General features: G+C 68.4%; 15 protein-coding genes and 1 tRNA gene. 13 read left to right on the top strand and 3 right to left on the bottom strand.

The genetic code is table 11. The features are described from left to right. The 5 genes from OKA11_RS23470 to OKA11_RS23450 form a co-directional block, all read left to right on the top strand. Positions 1–1,476 (top strand): methyl-accepting chemotaxis protein (locus tag OKA11_RS23470; RefSeq protein ID WP_267224899.1); only part of this gene is annotated, 1,476 nt, incomplete at its 5' end. Next, entirely contained in the window at positions 1,473–2,024 is a 552-nt protein-coding gene (locus tag OKA11_RS23465; protein ID WP_323748339.1) for a chemotaxis protein CheW, read from the top strand. The genes OKA11_RS23470 and OKA11_RS23465, both read left to right, overlap by 4 nt. A 55-nt stretch (positions 2,025–2,079) precedes the next feature. Continuing rightward, positions 2,080–4,047, top strand: coding sequence for a methyl-accepting chemotaxis protein (locus OKA11_RS23460; RefSeq protein ID WP_267224897.1), 1,968 nt, complete (start codon positions 2,080–2,082; stop codon positions 4,045–4,047). Then, positions 4,044–4,907, top strand: coding sequence for a CheR family methyltransferase (locus tag OKA11_RS23455; protein ID WP_267224895.1), 864 nt, complete (start codon positions 4,044–4,046; stop codon positions 4,905–4,907). The genes OKA11_RS23460 and OKA11_RS23455 overlap by 4 nt, the downstream gene beginning before the upstream one ends. A 4-nt stretch (positions 4,908–4,911) precedes the next feature. Next, positions 4,912–5,991, top strand: coding sequence for a protein-glutamate methylesterase/protein-glutamine glutaminase (locus OKA11_RS23450; protein ID WP_267224893.1), 1,080 nt, complete (start codon positions 4,912–4,914; stop codon positions 5,989–5,991). A 219-nt stretch (positions 5,992–6,210) separates the two neighbouring features. On the opposite strand, the gene OKA11_RS23445 is transcribed toward OKA11_RS23450, so the two are convergent. Then, a complete protein-coding gene (locus tag OKA11_RS23445) occupies positions 6,211–7,131 on the bottom strand; it encodes a hypothetical protein (RefSeq protein ID WP_267224891.1) in 921 nt (306 codons plus the stop codon). Positions 7,132–7,192: 61 nt separating this feature from the next. On the opposite strand from OKA11_RS23445, the gene OKA11_RS23440 reads away from it, so the two are divergent. Next, positions 7,193–8,026: a hypothetical protein gene (locus OKA11_RS23440; protein ID WP_267224888.1), complete on the top strand. Its 834-nt coding sequence runs from the start codon at positions 7,193–7,195 to the stop codon at positions 8,024–8,026. A 132-nt stretch (positions 8,027–8,158) separates the two neighbouring features. Next, positions 8,159–9,049: a pirin family protein gene (locus OKA11_RS23435; RefSeq protein ID WP_267224886.1), complete on the top strand. Its 891-nt coding sequence runs from the start codon at positions 8,159–8,161 to the stop codon at positions 9,047–9,049. Between the two features lie 22 nt (positions 9,050–9,071). Here OKA11_RS23435 and OKA11_RS23430 read toward each other — a convergent pair whose 3' ends face one another. After that, positions 9,072–9,788, bottom strand: coding sequence for a helix-turn-helix transcriptional regulator (locus OKA11_RS23430; RefSeq protein WP_267224884.1), 717 nt, complete (start codon positions 9,786–9,788; stop codon positions 9,072–9,074). A gap of 104 nt (positions 9,789–9,892) precedes the next feature. Between OKA11_RS23430 and OKA11_RS23425 the strand changes: the two genes are divergently transcribed. Continuing rightward, a complete protein-coding gene (locus OKA11_RS23425) occupies positions 9,893–10,504 on the top strand; it encodes a glutathione S-transferase family protein (protein ID WP_267224882.1) in 612 nt (203 codons plus the stop codon). A gap of 16 nt (positions 10,505–10,520) precedes the next feature. On the opposite strand, the gene OKA11_RS23420 is transcribed toward OKA11_RS23425, so the two are convergent. Next, positions 10,521–11,639, bottom strand: a complete 1,119-nt coding sequence (locus tag OKA11_RS23420) for a helix-turn-helix transcriptional regulator (RefSeq protein ID WP_267224880.1) — start codon at positions 11,637–11,639, stop codon at positions 10,521–10,523. 137 nt (positions 11,640–11,776) lie between these two features. On the opposite strand from OKA11_RS23420, the gene OKA11_RS23415 reads away from it, so the two are divergent. From OKA11_RS23415 to OKA11_RS23395, 5 genes are all read left to right on the top strand, one after another. Then, positions 11,777–12,907 carry an LLM class flavin-dependent oxidoreductase gene (locus OKA11_RS23415; RefSeq protein ID WP_267224879.1) on the top strand — a complete coding sequence of 377 codons (1,131 nt, stop codon included), beginning with the start codon at positions 11,777–11,779 and terminating at the stop codon, positions 12,905–12,907. Between the two features lies 1 nt (position 12,908). After that, complete coding sequence (locus OKA11_RS23410) at positions 12,909–14,072, top strand: sulfotransferase family protein (RefSeq protein WP_267224876.1); 1,164 nt, start codon at positions 12,909–12,911, stop codon at positions 14,070–14,072. Next, a complete protein-coding gene (locus OKA11_RS23405) occupies positions 14,072–14,881 on the top strand; it encodes a sugar phosphate isomerase/epimerase family protein (RefSeq protein WP_267224874.1) in 810 nt (269 codons plus the stop codon). The genes OKA11_RS23410 and OKA11_RS23405 overlap by 1 nt, the downstream gene beginning before the upstream one ends. Positions 14,882–14,884: 3 nt before the next feature. Next, complete coding sequence (locus tag OKA11_RS23400) at positions 14,885–16,120, top strand: DUF1214 domain-containing protein (protein ID WP_267224872.1); 1,236 nt, start codon at positions 14,885–14,887, stop codon at positions 16,118–16,120. Between the two features lie 119 nt (positions 16,121–16,239). Next, positions 16,240–16,315, top strand: a tRNA-Thr gene (locus tag OKA11_RS23395). Positions 16,316–16,694: the final 379 nt, after the last annotated feature.

Below are 16,694 nucleotides of genomic sequence, written 5' to 3'. Positions count from 1 at the left end.
ATGGTGGCGGGCCACATCGCGGTGAAGAAGAAGGCAATGGCCTGCGTCAAGGCGTTCGGCGAGGGCGATTTCTCCGCGCCGCTGGAGGCATTCCCCGGCAAGAAGGCTTTCATCAACGAGACCATCGAGACCCTGCGCAGGAACCTGCGCGAGATCACCGAGGAGATCCAGCGCCTGATCGCGGCTTCCACCGCCGGACGGCTCGACGAGCGCGGCGATGCCGGGCGTTTCGTGGGTGACTATGCGCGGCTGGTCTCGGGCATCAACGGCATGCTCGATGCGATCGTGCTGCCGATCGCCGAGGGCAACCGCGTGCTGGGGCGGCTCAGCGCGGGCGATCTTGCCGAACGCATCGAGATCGAGTGCCACGGCGATCACCAGCGCATGAAGAACGCCATCAACCTGCTGGTCGACAGCATGCGCAAGACCGCCAAGGTGGCCGATCGCATCGCCCAGGGCGACCTCACCGTCGATCACGAGAAGCTCTCCGAGCAGGACGAGCTGGGCACGTCGCTGATCAGCATGATCGAGCGGCTGCGCACGGTGGTGGGCGGGACCACGGCGGCGGCGGAAAACGTCTCGATCGGCAGCCGCCAGCTGGCCGAAAGCTCCGAGCAGCTCTCGCAGGGCGCCACCGAGCAGGCGGCTTCGGCGGAAGAGGCCTCGGCCTCGATGGAAGAGATGGCCGCCAACATCAAGCAGAACGCCGACAATGCCGCGCAGACCGAGAAGATCGCGCGCCAGTCCTCCCGGGACGCCGAGGCTTCGGGCGAGGCGGTGCAGAACGCGGTGCTGGCGATGCGCACGATCGCCGAGAAGATCGGCATCGTCCAGGAGATCGCCCGCCAGACCGACCTCCTGGCGCTCAACGCCGCGGTCGAGGCGGCGCGCGCGGGCGAACATGGCAAGGGCTTCGCGGTCGTCGCCTCCGAAGTGCGCAAGCTGGCCGAACGCAGCCAGACGGCCGCCTCGGAAATCGTCGCGGTCTCGGGCGATACCCTCAAGGCCGCGACCGCGGCGGGCGAGATGCTGGTCAAGCTGGTCCCCGACATTCGCCGCACCGCCGAACTGGTCTGCGAGATCAGCGCCGCCTGCCGCGAGCAGGACATCGGCGCGTCGCAGATCAACGAGGCGATCCAGCAGCTCGACAAGGTGACGCAGCTCAATGCCAGCGCTTCCGACGAGATTTCCTCGACGTCCGAGCAGCTGGCCTCGCAGGCCGAGGAACTCCAGAACGCGATTGCCTTCTTCGAGATCGGTGGTCAGCGGATGCGCCCGGCGGCTTCGGCGCCTGCGCGCGGCAAGGCGGTGTCCGCTTCGGCCAGTGCGCCGTCACGGGCGCGGACGCGCGCTGTCGCCCGGTCGCCCAAGCGCAATTCGATTGCCGACCAGCAGGAGCGCGTAGCCGGTTTCGCCCTCAACCTCACCGACGGCGGCTCCGATGCCGAGGACGCGGACTTTGGGCGGGCGGCATGAGCGGGGATGATCTGGGCAGGCCGGAGGCGGAAACGGGAGCTGCGACCACGCCGGGGCGCGGGACGCCGGGTGCCGAAGTGCAGGTGGTGGAGTTCGGGCTCGGCAAGGAAGTCTTTGCGGTGCCGGTGGCGCTGGTGCGCGAGATCCTCGACTACCGCCCGCCCTGCCACGTGCCCAATGGCCCGCACCATTTCCTCGGCCTCACCGACGTGCGCGGGCAGGGGGTGCCGACGGTCGACTTGCGGCTGCGGCTGGGCATGGCGCAGGCGGAGCCGACGCTGGCGACGCGCATCCTCATTCTCGACGTGCCGCTGGAGCAGCGCCTGCTGACGCTGGGCGTGGTGATTGACCGGGTGCTGGACGTCAGCAGCTACGAGCGCGTCCGCATCGAGGCGGCGCCCGACATCGGCGTGCGCTGGAACTGCGACTACATCACCGGGGTGGTGCGCCGCGAGGACGGTTTTGTCGTCATGGTCGACGTCGGCCGGATCTTCACCGCCGAGGATGTCGCCGTCGTTCCCCCGCTCCTGCGCAAGGCGGCCGGATAGCCGCCGCCGTTTCCCGTTTTCCGTTTTCCGTTTTTCAAGCCGAAAGGTCGCCCCCATGTCGCTGAGCTGGCTTTCTCCTCCCTCCTCCCGGATCGTCCAGGCCGAGATCGCCCGGCTCGAAGCGGCGCTGGCGCGCGGCGAGATCGCCGAGCGCGCCGACTGCGATGCCTATGCAGGCGGCACGCGCGAGGTTCTTGCCGCCGTCAACCGCCTGCTGGACAGTGCCGCGCGGCCGGTCTCGGACCTGTCCGGGGCGATCGCCCGGATGTCGGGCGAGCATGATCGCGGCGACATCGACGTGGTCATCGCGGCACAGGATTTCAGCGGCCACTATGCGGCCATGGCCGAGGCGATCAACGCGATGGTGGCGGGGCACATCAGCGTCAAGAAGAAGGCGATGGCCTGCGTGAAGGCGTTCAGCGAAGGGGATTTCTCCGCCCCGCTGGAGGCGTTCCCCGGCAAGAAGGCGTTCATCAACGACACCATCGAGACGCTGCGCGACAATCTCACCGGGCTGATCTTCGAGATGAACCACATGTCGGCCGAGCACTATCGCGGCGACATCGACGTGATTGTCCCGGTCGAGCGGTTCAAGGGCGACTTTGGCGTCGTGGCGGATGGCATCAACAAGATGGTGGCCGGCCACATCGAGGTGAAGAAGAAGGCGATGGCCTGCGTGAAGGCGTTCGGCGAGGGGGATTTCGACGCCCATCTGGAAGCGTTCCCGGGCAAGAAGGCCTTCATCAACGAGACCATCGAGACGCTGCGCGGCAACCTGCGGGCGATCACCGAGGAGATCCGCCGCCTGATCGCCGCCGCGACCGCCGGCCAGCTTGACGAGCGCGGTGACGACAGGCGCTTCGTCGGCGATTTCGGCGCGCTGGTCGCGGGCATCAACGGCATGCTCGATGCGATCCTGCTGCCGATCGAGGAAGGCAACCGGGTGCTGGGCGAGGTCAGCACCGGCAGCCTGGTCGAACAGGTCGAGATCGCCTGCGAGGGGGATCACCAGAACATGAAGAACTCGATCAACGCGCTGATCGCCAACTTGCGCACCTTTGCCGGCAATGTCGGGGTGGCGGCCGGGCAGGTGGCGCAGGGCAGCAACCAGATGGCGACGAGTTCGCAGCAATTGTCGGAAGGCGCCACCGAGCAGGCCGCCTCGGCCGAGGAAGCCTCCGCCTCGATGGAAGAGATGGCTGCCAACATCAAGCAGAACGCCGACAATGCCGCGCAGACCGAGAAGATCGCGCGGCAGTCCTCCAGGGATGCCGAGCTGTCGGGCGTGGCGGTGGACAAGGCGGTCGATGCCATGCGCACGATCGCCGAGAAGATCTCCATCGTCCAGGAGATCGCCCGCCAGACCGACCTCCTGGCGCTCAACGCCGCGGTCGAAGCGGCGCGCGCGGGCGAGCACGGCAAGGGCTTCGCGGTGGTCGCCTCCGAAGTGCGCAAGCTCGCCGAGCGCAGCCAGAGCGCGGCAGCCGAGATCGTCGCGGTCTCCTCCGATACCGTCAAGGCGGCGGCCGAGGCGGGCGAGATGCTGGGCAAGCTGGTGCCCGACATCCGCCGCACCGCCGAGCTGGTCTGCGAGATCAGCGCCGCCTGCCGCGAACAGGACATCGGCGCCGCCCAGATCAACGAGGCGATCCAGCAGCTCGACAAGGTCACCCAGCAGAACGCCAGCGCCTCCGAGCTGATCTCCTCGACCTCCGAGGCACTGGCCTCGCAGGCCGAGGAACTGCAGCAGTCGATTACCTTCTTCCGCCTTGCCGACGAGGACGTCGCCCGCATCGCAGCCCCGCGCAGCCCCGCGCCGGCCGTCCCGGCGCGCCGCGCGGCCCCTGGCGGCGCGGCGGCCAAAGTGCCGACCAAGGACGGCGGCAAGCGCGTGACTGCCGCCCCCCGCAAGCCCCGGCCCGGATCGGTCGCCCACCAGCAGGAGCGGGTGCGCGGCTTTGCGCTCGATCTCACGTCCGGGGGGGCGGATGACGAGGATGGCGACTTCGGCCGCGCGGCATGAGCGAGCTGGCGTCCGTCTTCTTCGAACCGCCGGACTGTCCCGACCGGATCGAAACGGCCCAGTTCCACGCGCTTGCCGCGCTGATTCACGCCGAGGCGGGGATCAACCTGCAGTCCTCCAAGCAGACGATGCTGGAAGGCCGGCTGCGCCGCCGCGCGCGCACCACCGGCCATGCCAGCCTCAGGGACTACTGCGCCTTCATCCTCGATCCGGCGGTCAGTCCGCACGAGCTGGAACACCTCATCAATGCGGTGACCACCAACAAGACCGACTTCTTCCGTGAGCCGCGCCATTTCGACTATCTCGTCGACAGCGTATTGCCCGCCTATCTGGAGGAAGGGCGCCGCGCGATCCGCTGCTGGAGCGCGGCCTGCTCGATCGGCGCCGAGCCTTATACGCTGGCCATGCTGTTCGACGAATTCGCCGGGCGGCGCGGCGGGCCCGAGTACCGGATCGTGGCGACCGACCTCGATACCGACGTGCTGGCGGCCGCGATCCGCGGCGTCTATCCGCGCGAGATGGTGGAGCCGGTGCCGCTGCACTTGCGCCGCCGCTACGTGCTGGAGCCCAAGGACCCGGAGCGCGGCGAAGTGCGCATCGCCGCCGAGCTGCGCCGCAAGATCGGCTTCGGCCGCCTCAACCTGATCGACCGGTTCTATCCGCTGGGCGAGCCGTTCGACGTGATCTTCTGCCGCAACGTGCTGATCTATTTCGACAAGCCCACCCAGGAGGCGGTCGTCACCCGGCTCTGTGAGCAGCTCCAGCCGGGCGGCTACCTGTTCCTGGGGCATTCCGAATCGATCAGCGGTTTCCGCCACTGCCTGGAACCGGTCGGCGGCACTGTCTTCCAGAGGAAATAGACCCATGGGCGCCCACAAGACCCGCGTGCTGATTGTCGATGACAGCGCCACCGTGCGCCAGACGATGAAGGCGATCCTCGAGGAGGACCCCGGCATCGAGGTGATCGCCACCGCCGCCGATCCCTTCGCCGCCGCCCGCTGCATCCAGAGCGAGGTGCCCGACGTCATCACCCTCGACGTCGAGATGCCGCGGATGGACGGCATCACCTTCCTGCGCAAGCTGATGAGCCAGTGCCCGGTGCCGGTGGTGATGTGCTCCTCGCTCACCGAGCAAGGCTCCGAGACGCTCATGCAGGCGCTCGAGGCGGGGGCGGTCGACGTCATCCTCAAGCCGCGCATGGGGGTGGCCGACCATCTCAACGAGGCGCGCGACATGATCCGCGAGGTGGTGAAGGGCGCCGCCCGTGCGCGGGTGCAGGGGCGCCGCGCGCCGGTCCGCCCGCTCGAACCGCAGGCCAAGCTGACCGCCGACGCGGTGCTGCCGCCGCCCAGCGGGCGGGCGATGAGCCGCACGACCGAGATGGTGGTCTGCATCGGCGCCTCGACCGGCGGCACCGAGGCGCTGCGCGCAGTGCTCGAGGTGCTGCCCGCCAATGCGCCGGGCATCGTCATCGTCCAGCACATGCCCGAGCATTTCACCCGCGCCTTTGCCCGCAGGCTCGACAGCCTGTGCGAAGTGAGCGTGAAGGAGGCCGAGGACGGCGATACCGTCATGCGCGGCCACGTGCTGATCGCGCCGGGGGGCAAGCACACGATGCTGGAGCGGCAGGGCGCGCGCTATCTCGTCTCGGTGCGCGACGGGCCGCTGGTCTCGCGCCATCGGCCTTCGGTGGACGTGCTGTTCCGCTCGGCGGCACGTTCGGCGGGCGCCAATGCGGTCGGCGTGATCATGACCGGCATGGGCGACGACGGCGCGCGCGGCCTGCTGGAAATGAAGGAGGCAGGCGCCCGCACGATCGCCCAGGACGAGGCCAGCTCGATCGTGTTCGGCATGCCCAAGGAGGCGATCGCGCGGGGCGCTGCGGACCGGGTGGTCACGCTGGGCGGGATCGCCCGCGAGATGCTGCACGCGGCGGAACGCTGAGTGATGGAGGCCATGCCCGCCGCCGCGTTCGAAAGTGCCAGTCCGGAGCCGGAGACGGAGCCGGAGCCGGGCCCGATCCCGGATTCGGGCTGCGATCCGCCCGGCGACCTTGCCGTGGGCGGGATCGGCGGCGCTGCGGCAGCCGGAAATGGCGACTGGAGCGACGATTGGGCCGACGATCCCCACGACGAACTGGCCGCAGTGCCGCAGGACGCTGCGTCAGGGGATACGGCCGATGGTCCGCCCGATGAGAGCGCCCATGACCCGGTCGGGGATACGCAGCTGACCGAGGCGGGCGGACGGCTGGCGGACATCGCCCGCGACCTCGATGCGCGATTCAACGAGACGAGCGCGTGTCTTTGCGCCGCGGTCGATGCCATCGAGCGGATCGTTGCCGCGCTGCAGGCCGTTGCCGGCATGTTCGAGCAGGGCGAGGCGGCCGGCGCGGTGACCGATCTGACCGAGGCGGCGCAGCGGCTTTCGGGCGTTTCCGCCCAGGCCGCCCGGCGCGGCGGCGAGGCCGATGCGATCCGCCAGGCCTCGCGCCACCTGGCGCGCAGCGTCGGCGAAGTGCAGCGCGCGCTCAGGGTGCTCCAGATCTACGGCATGAACGTCAAGATCGCCGCTTCCGGCGCCGAGGCCTTTGTCGACTTCGCCAACCGCATGGGCGAGAAGCTCAAGATCGGCGAGGAGGAGGCCAAGGGGTTCGCGGCAAGGCTGGCGGATCTTGCCAGCAGCATGGATTGCATGCTGCACAACGACGCGCTGCTCGAGGCGGAGTGCCGCAAGGTCCTGCCGCAAGTGCCCGACCGACTGATCGGCGATGCCGAGGCGCTGCGCGGCCATCAGGCCGGGCTGGTGCGACTGGCGCAGGCGACCGGTACGCTGGCGCGCTCGATCCAGGGGGAACTCGGCGCCGCGCTGGGCGCGATCCAGGTCGGCGACCGGGCGCGCCAGCGGCTCGAACACGTGGTGACGGGGGGGGCGGCTGCTGGAGGCGGCGCAGGCGGCAGGAACGCTGCCCGGCGAGGGCGCGCGGCGGCATGTCCGGCGGCTGCTCGCGGCGCTGGCGCTGGAAGCCTCGGACGAATACCGGCGCGATGCGGCGGCGCTGGCGCTGGCGCTCCACGCGCTGCGCAAGGATGCCGAGGGCCTGATCGCGCTGCGGGCGTCAAGCGCGGGCGAGGGCGGCGATGGCGCGGTGTTCCTTCATCGGCTGGAACAGGGCATTGCCGATGCGGCGGGCATGGTCGACCAGCTGCAGCGCGCGGATGCCCAGGCCGAAGCCACGCTGGAGGTCATCGCGCTTACCGTCAGCGACGTCACCGCGCGGGTGAAGACGATCCGCGAACTCAGCCTCGACGTGCGGCAGATGGCGATCAACATCGGCCTGCGATGCCGCAAGGTCGAAGTCATCGGCCGCCCGGTCAATGTCATTGCTGCCGAGATCCGCAGCCAGTCGGACCAGTTCGATGCGGTGATCCGCGAGATCGACCGGGCCGAAGGCATGCTGGGCGAAGTCTCGGTGCGCATGCGCATGCAGGCCGAGGGAGAGGTCGGGGGCGGCCTCGGGCTGACCCGCTCGCTGGCGGCGATCCACGACTGTGCCGACCGCACCGAGACGGCGATGACCGACATCGGCCGCCGCTCGCACGGGGTGACCGGCATGCTCGAGCGCGCCTCGGCACTGCTCGACGAGGCGATCGCGATCGGCGAGACGATCGGCGATGCCGTCATGCAACTGGCGCCTTGCGGCGACGAAGATGGCGTGTCGCCCAGTGGTAGCGATGGCGACGGGGATGGCGTGGCGGCGCCCGGTGAGGAGGAGGCGCTCCGCGAGCTGCTCATCGCCATCGGCCGCAGCTACACGATGGCCGACGAGCGTCGTGTCCACGACGGTTTCCTGCTTCCCGGGATGACGCCGCTCGCCGCGGCGGCGGGTGCTTCGGCTCTCCCCGGGGCCGGATCCGACAACGACGGCGCTTTCGACGATGGTCTCTTCGATGACGGCCTCTTCGACGACGGACTTTTCTGAACCGAGCGCCCGGAAAAACGCACTTGCCATCCGGGCCATGCGAGGCGACATCGCGGGGTGACGGCCCGTGCCGGCCCGTGCCGGCGCGGCTGTTCCCCCTCCCGTTCCCCCTGCCGCCAACAAGGAACCTCGATGACCAGCCGCTCCCTTACCGGGATCCACCCCGCTTTGCGCGACGACATCGCCGACCTCGTTACCCGCAGGCCGGTGCCGGGCCCGGGGCTCGATCAGGTCGATCCCTTCCTGTTCCTCAACCACCACGGCCCGCAGACTTATCCGCCGGGCAACAACGGCCTGCCGTTCGGCCCGCATCCCCATCGCGGTTTCGAGACGGTGACGTTCATTCTCGAGGGAAACCTTGCCCATTACGACAGCGGCGGCCACGAGAGCGTGATCGAGGCGGGCGGGGTGCAGTGGATGACCGCAGGCTCCGGCCTGATCCATGCCGAAGTCTCGCCGCCCTCGTTCAAGCAGGCGGGCGGGGGGCTGGAAATCCTCCAGCTCTGGGTCAATCTGCCCGCTGCTCTCAAGATGACGGCGCCGCGCTACACCGGTGTCCAGGCCGATGCCATTCCCGCGATCCCGGTGGCGGACGGACAGGGCACGCTGAACCTCATCGCCGGCACGTTTGCGGGGGTGACCGGGCCGATCCGGTCGCTGACCGGGGTGTTCATGTCGACCCTCCGGCTCTCGCCCGGCGCGCGGATCGACCTGCCCGCCCCGCAAGGACGCAGCGTGTTTCTATATGTCGTGTCCGGACACCCCAAGGTCAGCGGCGCGGACGTGGCGGCGTGGCATCTGGTCACGCTGGCGGCTGACGGCGACCATGTCGCGCTGGCGGTCCCGCAGGACGCCGGGGAGGATGCGGTGCTGCTGTTCGGTCATGCCGATCCGATCGGCGAGCCGGTGGTTGCCCACGGGCCTTTCGTGATGAACACCCGTGAGGAAATCGGCGAGGCCATCCGCGATTACCAGGCAGGCAAGTTCAACGGTACCGGGCCGCTGCCGGCGGTCGGGCAATAGCGGGCCGCCTTGGCAGGAGCGGTCACGCGGCCCTCTCGCGGGCCCGGCGTTTTTCCATGTCCCGCCGCCAGCGCTGGCGGAGCGCGGCGGGGCGCAAGTCGTAGCGCTCCTCGATGAACGTGGCCGCCAGGATCCGGTCGGCGCGGAAATGGCGGAAGTCCTGCCGCAGTTCGCACCATGCCGCCAGCATGCGGGTATCGTCGAGAAAACCGAGGATGATCGGCCAGACCGTCCGCACCGTGCGGTCGCCATGCTGGTCGAGATAGGCGATCTCGATCTTGCGGCCATCCCTGATCCAGACCCGCGTGCGGGCCAGGTCGATGCGATCGGCGGAAGGGGCAGCAGCGGGAGCGGCGGCGGGCCGGGTCCCGGTGGCGGGATGGGCGATGATCGGCCGGAGCCGTTCCGGCACGACACGGGTGATCTTGGCAATCAGGTCGCGTGCCGCGTTGGCCAGCACCGGATCGCCGCGTCCCGCGACCCATTGCGCGCCGAGCACCGCGGCCTCGATCTCGTCCGGCGTCAGCATCAGGGGAGGCATGTCGAAGGAATCGTCGAGGATGTAGCCCAGGCCCGCCTCGCCCTGCACGGGCACCCGCTGCGCGATCAGGTCGGCCACGTCGCGATAGACGGTGCGTGGGGACACTTCCAGTTCCCGTGCCATTTCGGCCGCCGTCACCGGGCGGGACGAGCGGCGCAAGATCTGGATCAACTGGAACAATCTGTCTGCCCGGCGCATGGTCTGGTCTCCTGCTGACAGAATGCTGTCAGCAGGGGGGCGGTACAAGGGCCATGCTTCGCGGCGAAGGCCTGCGGGGCAAATGTCCATCGAGGAGATGTCCCATGATCACCCTGTTCCACGCCCCGCAATCACGCTCGTCCCGTATCATCTGGCTGCTGGAGGAACTGGGGGTTTCCTACGAGATCCGGCCGGTCTCGATCTTCCGCCCGATGACCGGCGAGGGCCAGCCCGATCCGGCGAACCCGCATCCCGACAAACGCGTGCCCGTCCTCGTTCATGGCGATGCGCTGATCCCGGAATCGGTCGCGATCGTTCTCTATCTGGCCGATGCCTTCCCGCTGGCGGGATTGGCCCCGGCGCCGGGCGATGCGCGCCGCGGGGCCTATCTCGGCTGGATCGGCTGGTATGCGACCGAACTGGAGCAGGCGCTGTTCGCGGGACTGTCCGGCACCCTGGCAGGATCGCCCCGGCAGCAGCGCGATCATGACGCGGTCGTCGCAAGGCTGCGCGGCGTGCTGGCACAGGGGCCTTACGTGATGGGGCGCGATTTCACGGCGGCGGACTTGCTGATCAGCAGCGCCCTGGGCTTTGGCCGCCGTGCCTTCCCGGCGGATGATGCGCTGGATGCCTATATCGAGCGCTGCCGCAGCCGCCCGGCGGCCGTTCGCGCCTTGGCGCTGGACCATCAATCGGGCGTGCAGCTCGCGGCCTGAGCAGGCAGCGGCCCGATCAGGCCATCGCCAGCACGCTGCGGTGGATGAACCGCACGAGATCGGCCGCGCCGCGCGCACCGGTCTTCGCATAGATCCGTTTCGAATAGGTCCGCGCCGATTCGACGGTGAGGCCGATGTCCGGGGCCGCCTCGGCGATCGTCGCGCCGCGGCTGAGGGCGAGGGCGAGGCGGGCCTCGCTGCGAGTGAGATCGAAGAGCTGGGCCAGCTGTTCGCAGCGGTCCGCCGACGACCAGTGATCGGCATGGAGGTAACAGAGCACCGCCGGGGTCGCCCGCGTTGCGCCCATCCGCCCGCCCGAAGGCACCAGCAGCAGGTCGAGCCAGGGGTCGCGGCGGATGACAAGCGCGCGCGGGCGGGCCTGCGGCTGCTCGGCCAGTTCGCGGATCGCCGCGTGGAGCTGGCGGCGCAATTGCGGGTCGCGCGCGGTGAGGCGGCCTTCGCGGCCCTGCACGGATAGCCCCGCCGCCGCCAGCAGGCCTGCGCCGATCGCATCGCCGTCGCAGACCCGGCCCGCCGCATCGAGCGTCAGCCAGCCGAAGTTCATGCGCCGCACCGCCTCGCGCGCGATGTCGGCGGTCAGCCGCTCGCGCTCGAGCGCAACGAGCGCGGCCAGCGCGGCGCGCAAGTGCGGGGCGAGATCCTCCAGCAGGCGATCGGCTCCGGCGGCAAAGTCCGCCTCGCGCCGGGTCACGGTGATCCAGCCGCTGACCCCGCCCGGTTCGGCGCAGCGGATCATCCGCAAGTGGTTCATGCCCGAAGGCGCCAGCAGTTCGCGAAAGTAGCTGGCTCCGCGCGGCGCGGTCACCGGGGCGGCCAGCAGATCGGCAAGCGTGTGGCTGCGCCCTTCGGCCATCGCGTGGTAGGGCACCGGGTCGCGCAAGTAGAAGTTCTCGCGGTAGTGGCGCGATACCTCCGGCGGCGAGGGGGCGCCGGCATAGAGGTGGATCACCCGCGCCTCGGGCGTGCCGAGCGGCAGGGGCCGAAACACCAGGCTGGCATAATCGGCCGCCAACCGCGCGCGCAGCGCCTCGAGGAACCCCTGCCAGGGTGGCTGCTCGACCAGCCCTGCGATCAGCGGCGGCAACAGTTGCGCGGCATCCTTGTCCTGCAGCATCGTCGTGATCCCCAAATGGGAATTTTCCGGAGCCGAGGGCTAGCCCACAAGCGAGGCGGGAAAAATGCACCGTACCGAACCATCACCCCGGCGGTACGGGCCAGCGGCGCCCAGGTGCCGCACGAGAGGAACACGCCATGACCGAGGCCGGCACAGTGCAGCCCGCTGCCTTCCTGCGCACCACCCTGCCGCTTGGCATCGACATGGCGCAGGACTACGATTCGGGGCGCTATCACTCGATCTGGCTGCCCGATCACATGGTCAGCTTCTGGCCCGACTCGATCTGGACGCCGGAGTTCACCGATCTCGCCAAGGCATCGCCCAGCCCGCACCGCCATCTCGATGGACTGGCGGTGGCGGCGGCGACGGCGGTGCTGACGAAGAACACCCCGCTGGCGACCACCGTGGTCGATACCGTGCGCCGCCACCCCTCGCTGCTGGCGCAGACGGCGCTGACGATCAGCCACCTGTCGAAAGGCCGCTTCATCCTCGGTCTCGGCTCGGGGGAACTGGAAAACACGGTTCCCTACGGGTTCGATTTCGACAAGCCGGTGGGGCGGCTGGAAGAAGCCATCAAGGTCATCAAGCTGCTGTGGCATGCGCAAGGCCCGGTCGATTTCGAGGGACAGTTCTTCCACCTCCATCACGCGCGGATGGACACCGAGTTCCATGAGGGCACGCCGCCGCCGATCTGGCTGGGCGCGGCGGGCCCGCGCATGCTCGCCATTACCGGGCGCGAGGCGGATGGCTGGTGGCCGGCGGGTTCGTGGACCCCGGAAGACTATGCGGCAAAGCTCAAGGTCATCCTCGATGCAGGCGATGCTGCCGGGCGCGACATGAGCCATTTTACGCCCGCACTTACCCAGATGTGCCTCATCGGCGAGCCCGACGAGATCGACGAAATGCTGCGCGCGCCGATGGTGAAGTCGATCATCCTGATGATGACCGCCAGGGACCTCGCCCAGTTCGGTTACGAGCATCCGATGGGCCCGGACTGGCGCGGCATCATGGACTTCGATCCGGTGCGCCTCAGCCGCGAGAGGATGCTGAAATTCTGCGACGAGATGGACCCGCAGGCGATCCGCGACGTGCTGCCCGTGGGCACGCCGAAGGACGTCGCGCGCAAGCTCAAGGGCTTCGCCGACGCCGGGATGCGTGTCTACAAGCTGATGGAATACGGCGCGATGGGCGGCATGAAGTTCTCCGCCGAGAGCGCCGCCAAAGTCCGCGCGACCGAGGACGAAATCGCCGCTCTGGTGGAGGGCTGACATGGCCGTTCTGAACGCGCAGCAATTGCTGGCACAGGCGCAGCAAATCACCGGCCTGCACGACTGGGCGGATGACGGCTTGCCCGAACGTTTCGCGCTCGCGGTGGCGCACATCAACACCGTCGCCATGGATGCCGCCGGCCGCGCGGCAGCGGCGGACACCCTGCTCTGGCTGCTGACCGATCGCCTGCGCTTCTTCGAGGATCGCAAGCGCTTCCCGCTGGCCGATGAAGCGATCGACCGCCCGATGTTCGTCAGCGGTGAACCGCGCTCGGGCACGACGCTGATGCATGCGCTGCTTGCGGTCGACCCTGGAGCGCGGGCACTGCGGTTCTGGGAGGTCATGCACCCCTCGCCGCCGCCGGGGACGGTGGAAGCCCCCGATCCCCGCATCGCCGCCGCCGATGCCGAATGGCGCGAGATCAACGCGAAGATGCCGCGCTGGCTGCACTGCCAGCCCTACAACGACATGCTCGGCAACGGCCTGCCGGAGGACGAACGTACCTGGGCCTTCGATTTCCGGGTGATGACACCCACGGCATGGTGGCGCGTGCCGATGCAGACCCTCTCCTTCGGCCTGCCCACCGATCCGCCCGCGCAATACCGCATCCACAAGGCCATGGTGCAGGCGCTGCAATACCGGCGCCCGCCGCGCCACTGGGTGCTGAAGGGCTTCCACACCGCCCGGCTGGACGCCTGCTTCGATGCCTATCCCGATGCATCGCTGGTGTGGCTGCACCGCGACCCGGTGATGGTCGCGGCGAGTTCGACGATGATGATGGCGGACATCATGGATGGGATCGTCGGCAGGATCGATCTGGTGAAGGAAGCCCGCGCCCATCTCGAACGCGTGCGCTGGTCGATCGGCCAGACCATGGCTGATCCGCTGGCGAACGATCCACGCATCCACCATGTGCGCTACCGCGACTTCGTGGCCGATCCGATCGGTGTGATCCGCGATTACTATGCCTTCGCCGATCGCCCCTTCACGCCCGCGGCCGAAGCGGCGATGCGGCGCTACCTTGCCGAGAACAAGGGCGACCGCCACGGCACGTTCCATTACTCGACCCAGGTGCTGGTCGATGCCGGCTATGACATCGATGCGCTCAACGCGGAGTTCGCGCCGTTCCGGGAACGCTTTGGCGTCGAGATCGAACGGCGCTGATGCACCCGCGCGTTAGCCTTCACCAGGTGGCCATGATGGACCGGGAGACCGGGGCCTTCCTCGAATTCTGCGGCGCGCTGGGGGTTCGCCATGCCACTCTCGTGTCCCCGCTCCTGCTGCAGGAAAACGCGTTCCATGCTGCACGCGAGGCGGTGCAGCATGGAACTGTCCTGATCGGCTGCATCAACCACCCCTTTGCCCTTCATCCCGACCTTGAACGCGACAGCGGCACTGCCGCACAGCGCCTGCTCCGCGTGATCGACATGGCCGCCGCGCTCGGCGCGCCGTCCATCTACCTCATCACCGGCGGACGCGGTGCGTTGTCGTGGGAGCAGGCGGCAAGCCGCTTTGAGGGCCTCCTCGCTCGGTGCCGCGAACATGCCGCGAGGCAGGGCGTCGTCTTGCTGGTAGAGAACGCCTCGCCGCTCCTGGTGGACATCCATATCGCCCACAGCCTGCCTGATGCGCTGCGGCTGGCACGGCACGCGCAGATAGGCCTCTGCATCGATCTCCACGCCTGCTGGATGGAAGCGGACCTCCATGCAAAGCTGGCCGAGGCGCTCCCTCTTGCCGGCCTCATACAGGTGAGCGACCATGTCGCCGGCGACCGTGCCGCGCCCTGCCGCGCGGTTCCCGGCGACGGCGCCGTGCCGCTGGAGACGATCCTGCGCGGCGTGCTGGAGCTGGGCTATACCGGCCTGTTCGATCTCGAACTGCTCGGCCCGCGCATCGAGGCCGAGGGGGCGCAAGCGGCCTGCACCCGCGCCGCCCACACCCTTTCCGATCTCCTCACCAGGCTGGGAGCCTGACGCATGGCCTATGGCGAAGGACCCGACGATGCCGCCCTCCAGGCTGCCTGGGACAGATTCTGCAACCAATTGCGGCAGGCGGGCTTGTCCGCCTTCAAGGACGCCAATCCGGCCAATCCGCTCCAGCGGGCCGATGCCTTCCGGTTCCTGACGCAAAACCTGGGGCAAGCCTTCGATCTCGCCCTCGAAACGCGCGATCCTGCCTTTCCCCAGATCCACCGGTTCACCACGCCGACCATGAAGCTCGGCGGCGATCTGGCCGACTTTACCTACCGGCAGGCATGGATTTGCGGCGATCATGTCTACCGTCTCAGCGGCAAGCGGGGCACCGCCCGCTGGCTCAACGTGACGGTGCAAGGCCCGCGCCCGGACAGGATCCCCGGTACTGCCTGGCCCAGCCTGCACGAACCCTTCGGGGACATTCCCGAGGCCAACCTGTTCGGCCATCAGATCGAAGCCGACGCCGACGGCAGCTTCGAAGTGATCGTCGGCGGGGCGCCGCGGGAGAAGAACTGGCTCCCCACCACACCGGGCACGCGCAAGCTGTTCATCCGCGAAGCCTTCGACGCCTGGGGCGAGACACCGACCACGTTCACCGTCGAGCGGCTCGGCATGACAACGGTGCGCCCCCTTCCCACGCCCGCCCGGATGATCGAGGCGACGGACTGGGCGGGCGATTTCGTCACCGGCCTGATGCGCGACTGGCCCGAACACGCCTGGCTTACCTCGCGCGGGGTCTGCGATCCGGCCTGCCTCAACATGTTCCCGCCGGACAAGATCGCCAACGACGGCAGCGACGCCAAACGCGGGCGTATGGCCGCGCACATGGTCTGGCACCTCGAACCAGACGAGGCGCTGATCGTCGAGATGGACTGGCATTCCGGTTTCTGGCTGTTCGGCATGGGCGGGGCGATGATGGGTTCGATGGATTTCCTGTATCGGCCGGTCAGTTATAGCCCGGCTCGCACCCGAGTGGACGAGGACGGCGTGGTGCGCCTGGTGCTTGCACACCAGGACCCCGGCCTGCACAACTGGCTGGATACCCAGGGCTTCTCCGACGGCAATCTGACCTACCGTAACCTGATGAGCCAGGCGGGCGCGATTTTCCGCACGCATCTGGTGAAGGCTGTCGATCTGCCCGACCACTTGCCCGAGGGTACCGCGAAAGTCACTCCGGACGAACGCGCCGCCCTGCTGCTCGAGCGGTATCGCGCCATCAAACTCCGCTTCGGCCTGTGAGGGACAAGAAATCGCAAAAAGTTCATCGCCCGTGAGTGCAAAGCCCCTTGCGCGATCTCTGCGCGCTCGGTAAAGGCGCCCCCTGTCGATCGCCCGGCCCACCGGTGCGCATCAGGCATGCCGCTTTAGCTCAGTTGGTAGAGCACATCATTCGTAATGATGGGGTCACGTGTTCGAGTCACGTAAGCGGCACCACCTTCCTTAAGGCACTTCCACAAGGACATCGGCGGTTTCCCACGGGAAGAGCTCTCCCGCTTGGGGAGCGCTTGGGTCAAGGCTGAGGCGTCTTTGGCTAGGAAAAGTGGTTTGACCCACGCCAGACCCGGTTGAGGCGATTGGCGCCCTGCCACTGAGGTGTGCCGGTACAATGTGAGATCGCTGATCGCCCTCTAGCGACCTCTCATTGCTGCGACGGCTAAGCGCCCAATGCGGCTTCAACGTACCTCTTTGCAGATGTCATTGGTTACCGGATTTCGCAGAAAAACTCTTCACCAACGCACCAATTTTGTGAGATTCTTCAACCGCTGTCCTCAAATCAGGTCGATTGGCGTAGCTGGCGACAATTCCATCTAGG

Source organism: Novosphingobium clariflavum (genome assembly GCF_026420865.1).
Classification (GTDB): Bacteria; Pseudomonadota; Alphaproteobacteria; order Sphingomonadales; family Sphingomonadaceae; genus Novosphingobium; species Novosphingobium clariflavum.
This window is presented reverse-complemented; position numbering and strand designations above follow the sequence as displayed.

Coding starts and splice junctions, on each gene's coding strand:
- OKA11_RS23465 (WP_323748339.1), top strand. CDS start 1,473: ATGAGCGGGGATGATCTGGGCAGGCCGGAGGCGGAAACGGGAGCTGCG.
- OKA11_RS23460 (WP_267224897.1), top strand. CDS start 2,080: ATGTCGCTGAGCTGGCTTTCTCCTCCCTCCTCCCGGATCGTCCAGGCC.
- OKA11_RS23455 (WP_267224895.1), top strand. CDS start 4,044: ATGAGCGAGCTGGCGTCCGTCTTCTTCGAACCGCCGGACTGTCCCGAC.
- OKA11_RS23450 (WP_267224893.1), top strand. CDS start 4,912: ATGGGCGCCCACAAGACCCGCGTGCTGATTGTCGATGACAGCGCCACC.
- OKA11_RS23435 (WP_267224886.1), top strand. CDS start 8,159: ATGACCAGCCGCTCCCTTACCGGGATCCACCCCGCTTTGCGCGACGAC.
- OKA11_RS23430 (WP_267224884.1), bottom strand. CDS start 9,788: ATGCGCCGGGCAGACAGATTGTTCCAGTTGATCCAGATCTTGCGCCGC.
- OKA11_RS23425 (WP_267224882.1), top strand. CDS start 9,893: ATGATCACCCTGTTCCACGCCCCGCAATCACGCTCGTCCCGTATCATC.
- OKA11_RS23420 (WP_267224880.1), bottom strand. CDS start 11,639: ATGCTGCAGGACAAGGATGCCGCGCAACTGTTGCCGCCGCTGATCGCA.
- OKA11_RS23415 (WP_267224879.1), top strand. CDS start 11,777: ATGACCGAGGCCGGCACAGTGCAGCCCGCTGCCTTCCTGCGCACCACC.
- OKA11_RS23410 (WP_267224876.1), top strand. CDS start 12,909: ATGGCCGTTCTGAACGCGCAGCAATTGCTGGCACAGGCGCAGCAAATC.
- OKA11_RS23405 (WP_267224874.1), top strand. CDS start 14,072: ATGCACCCGCGCGTTAGCCTTCACCAGGTGGCCATGATGGACCGGGAG.
- OKA11_RS23400 (WP_267224872.1), top strand. CDS start 14,885: ATGGCCTATGGCGAAGGACCCGACGATGCCGCCCTCCAGGCTGCCTGG.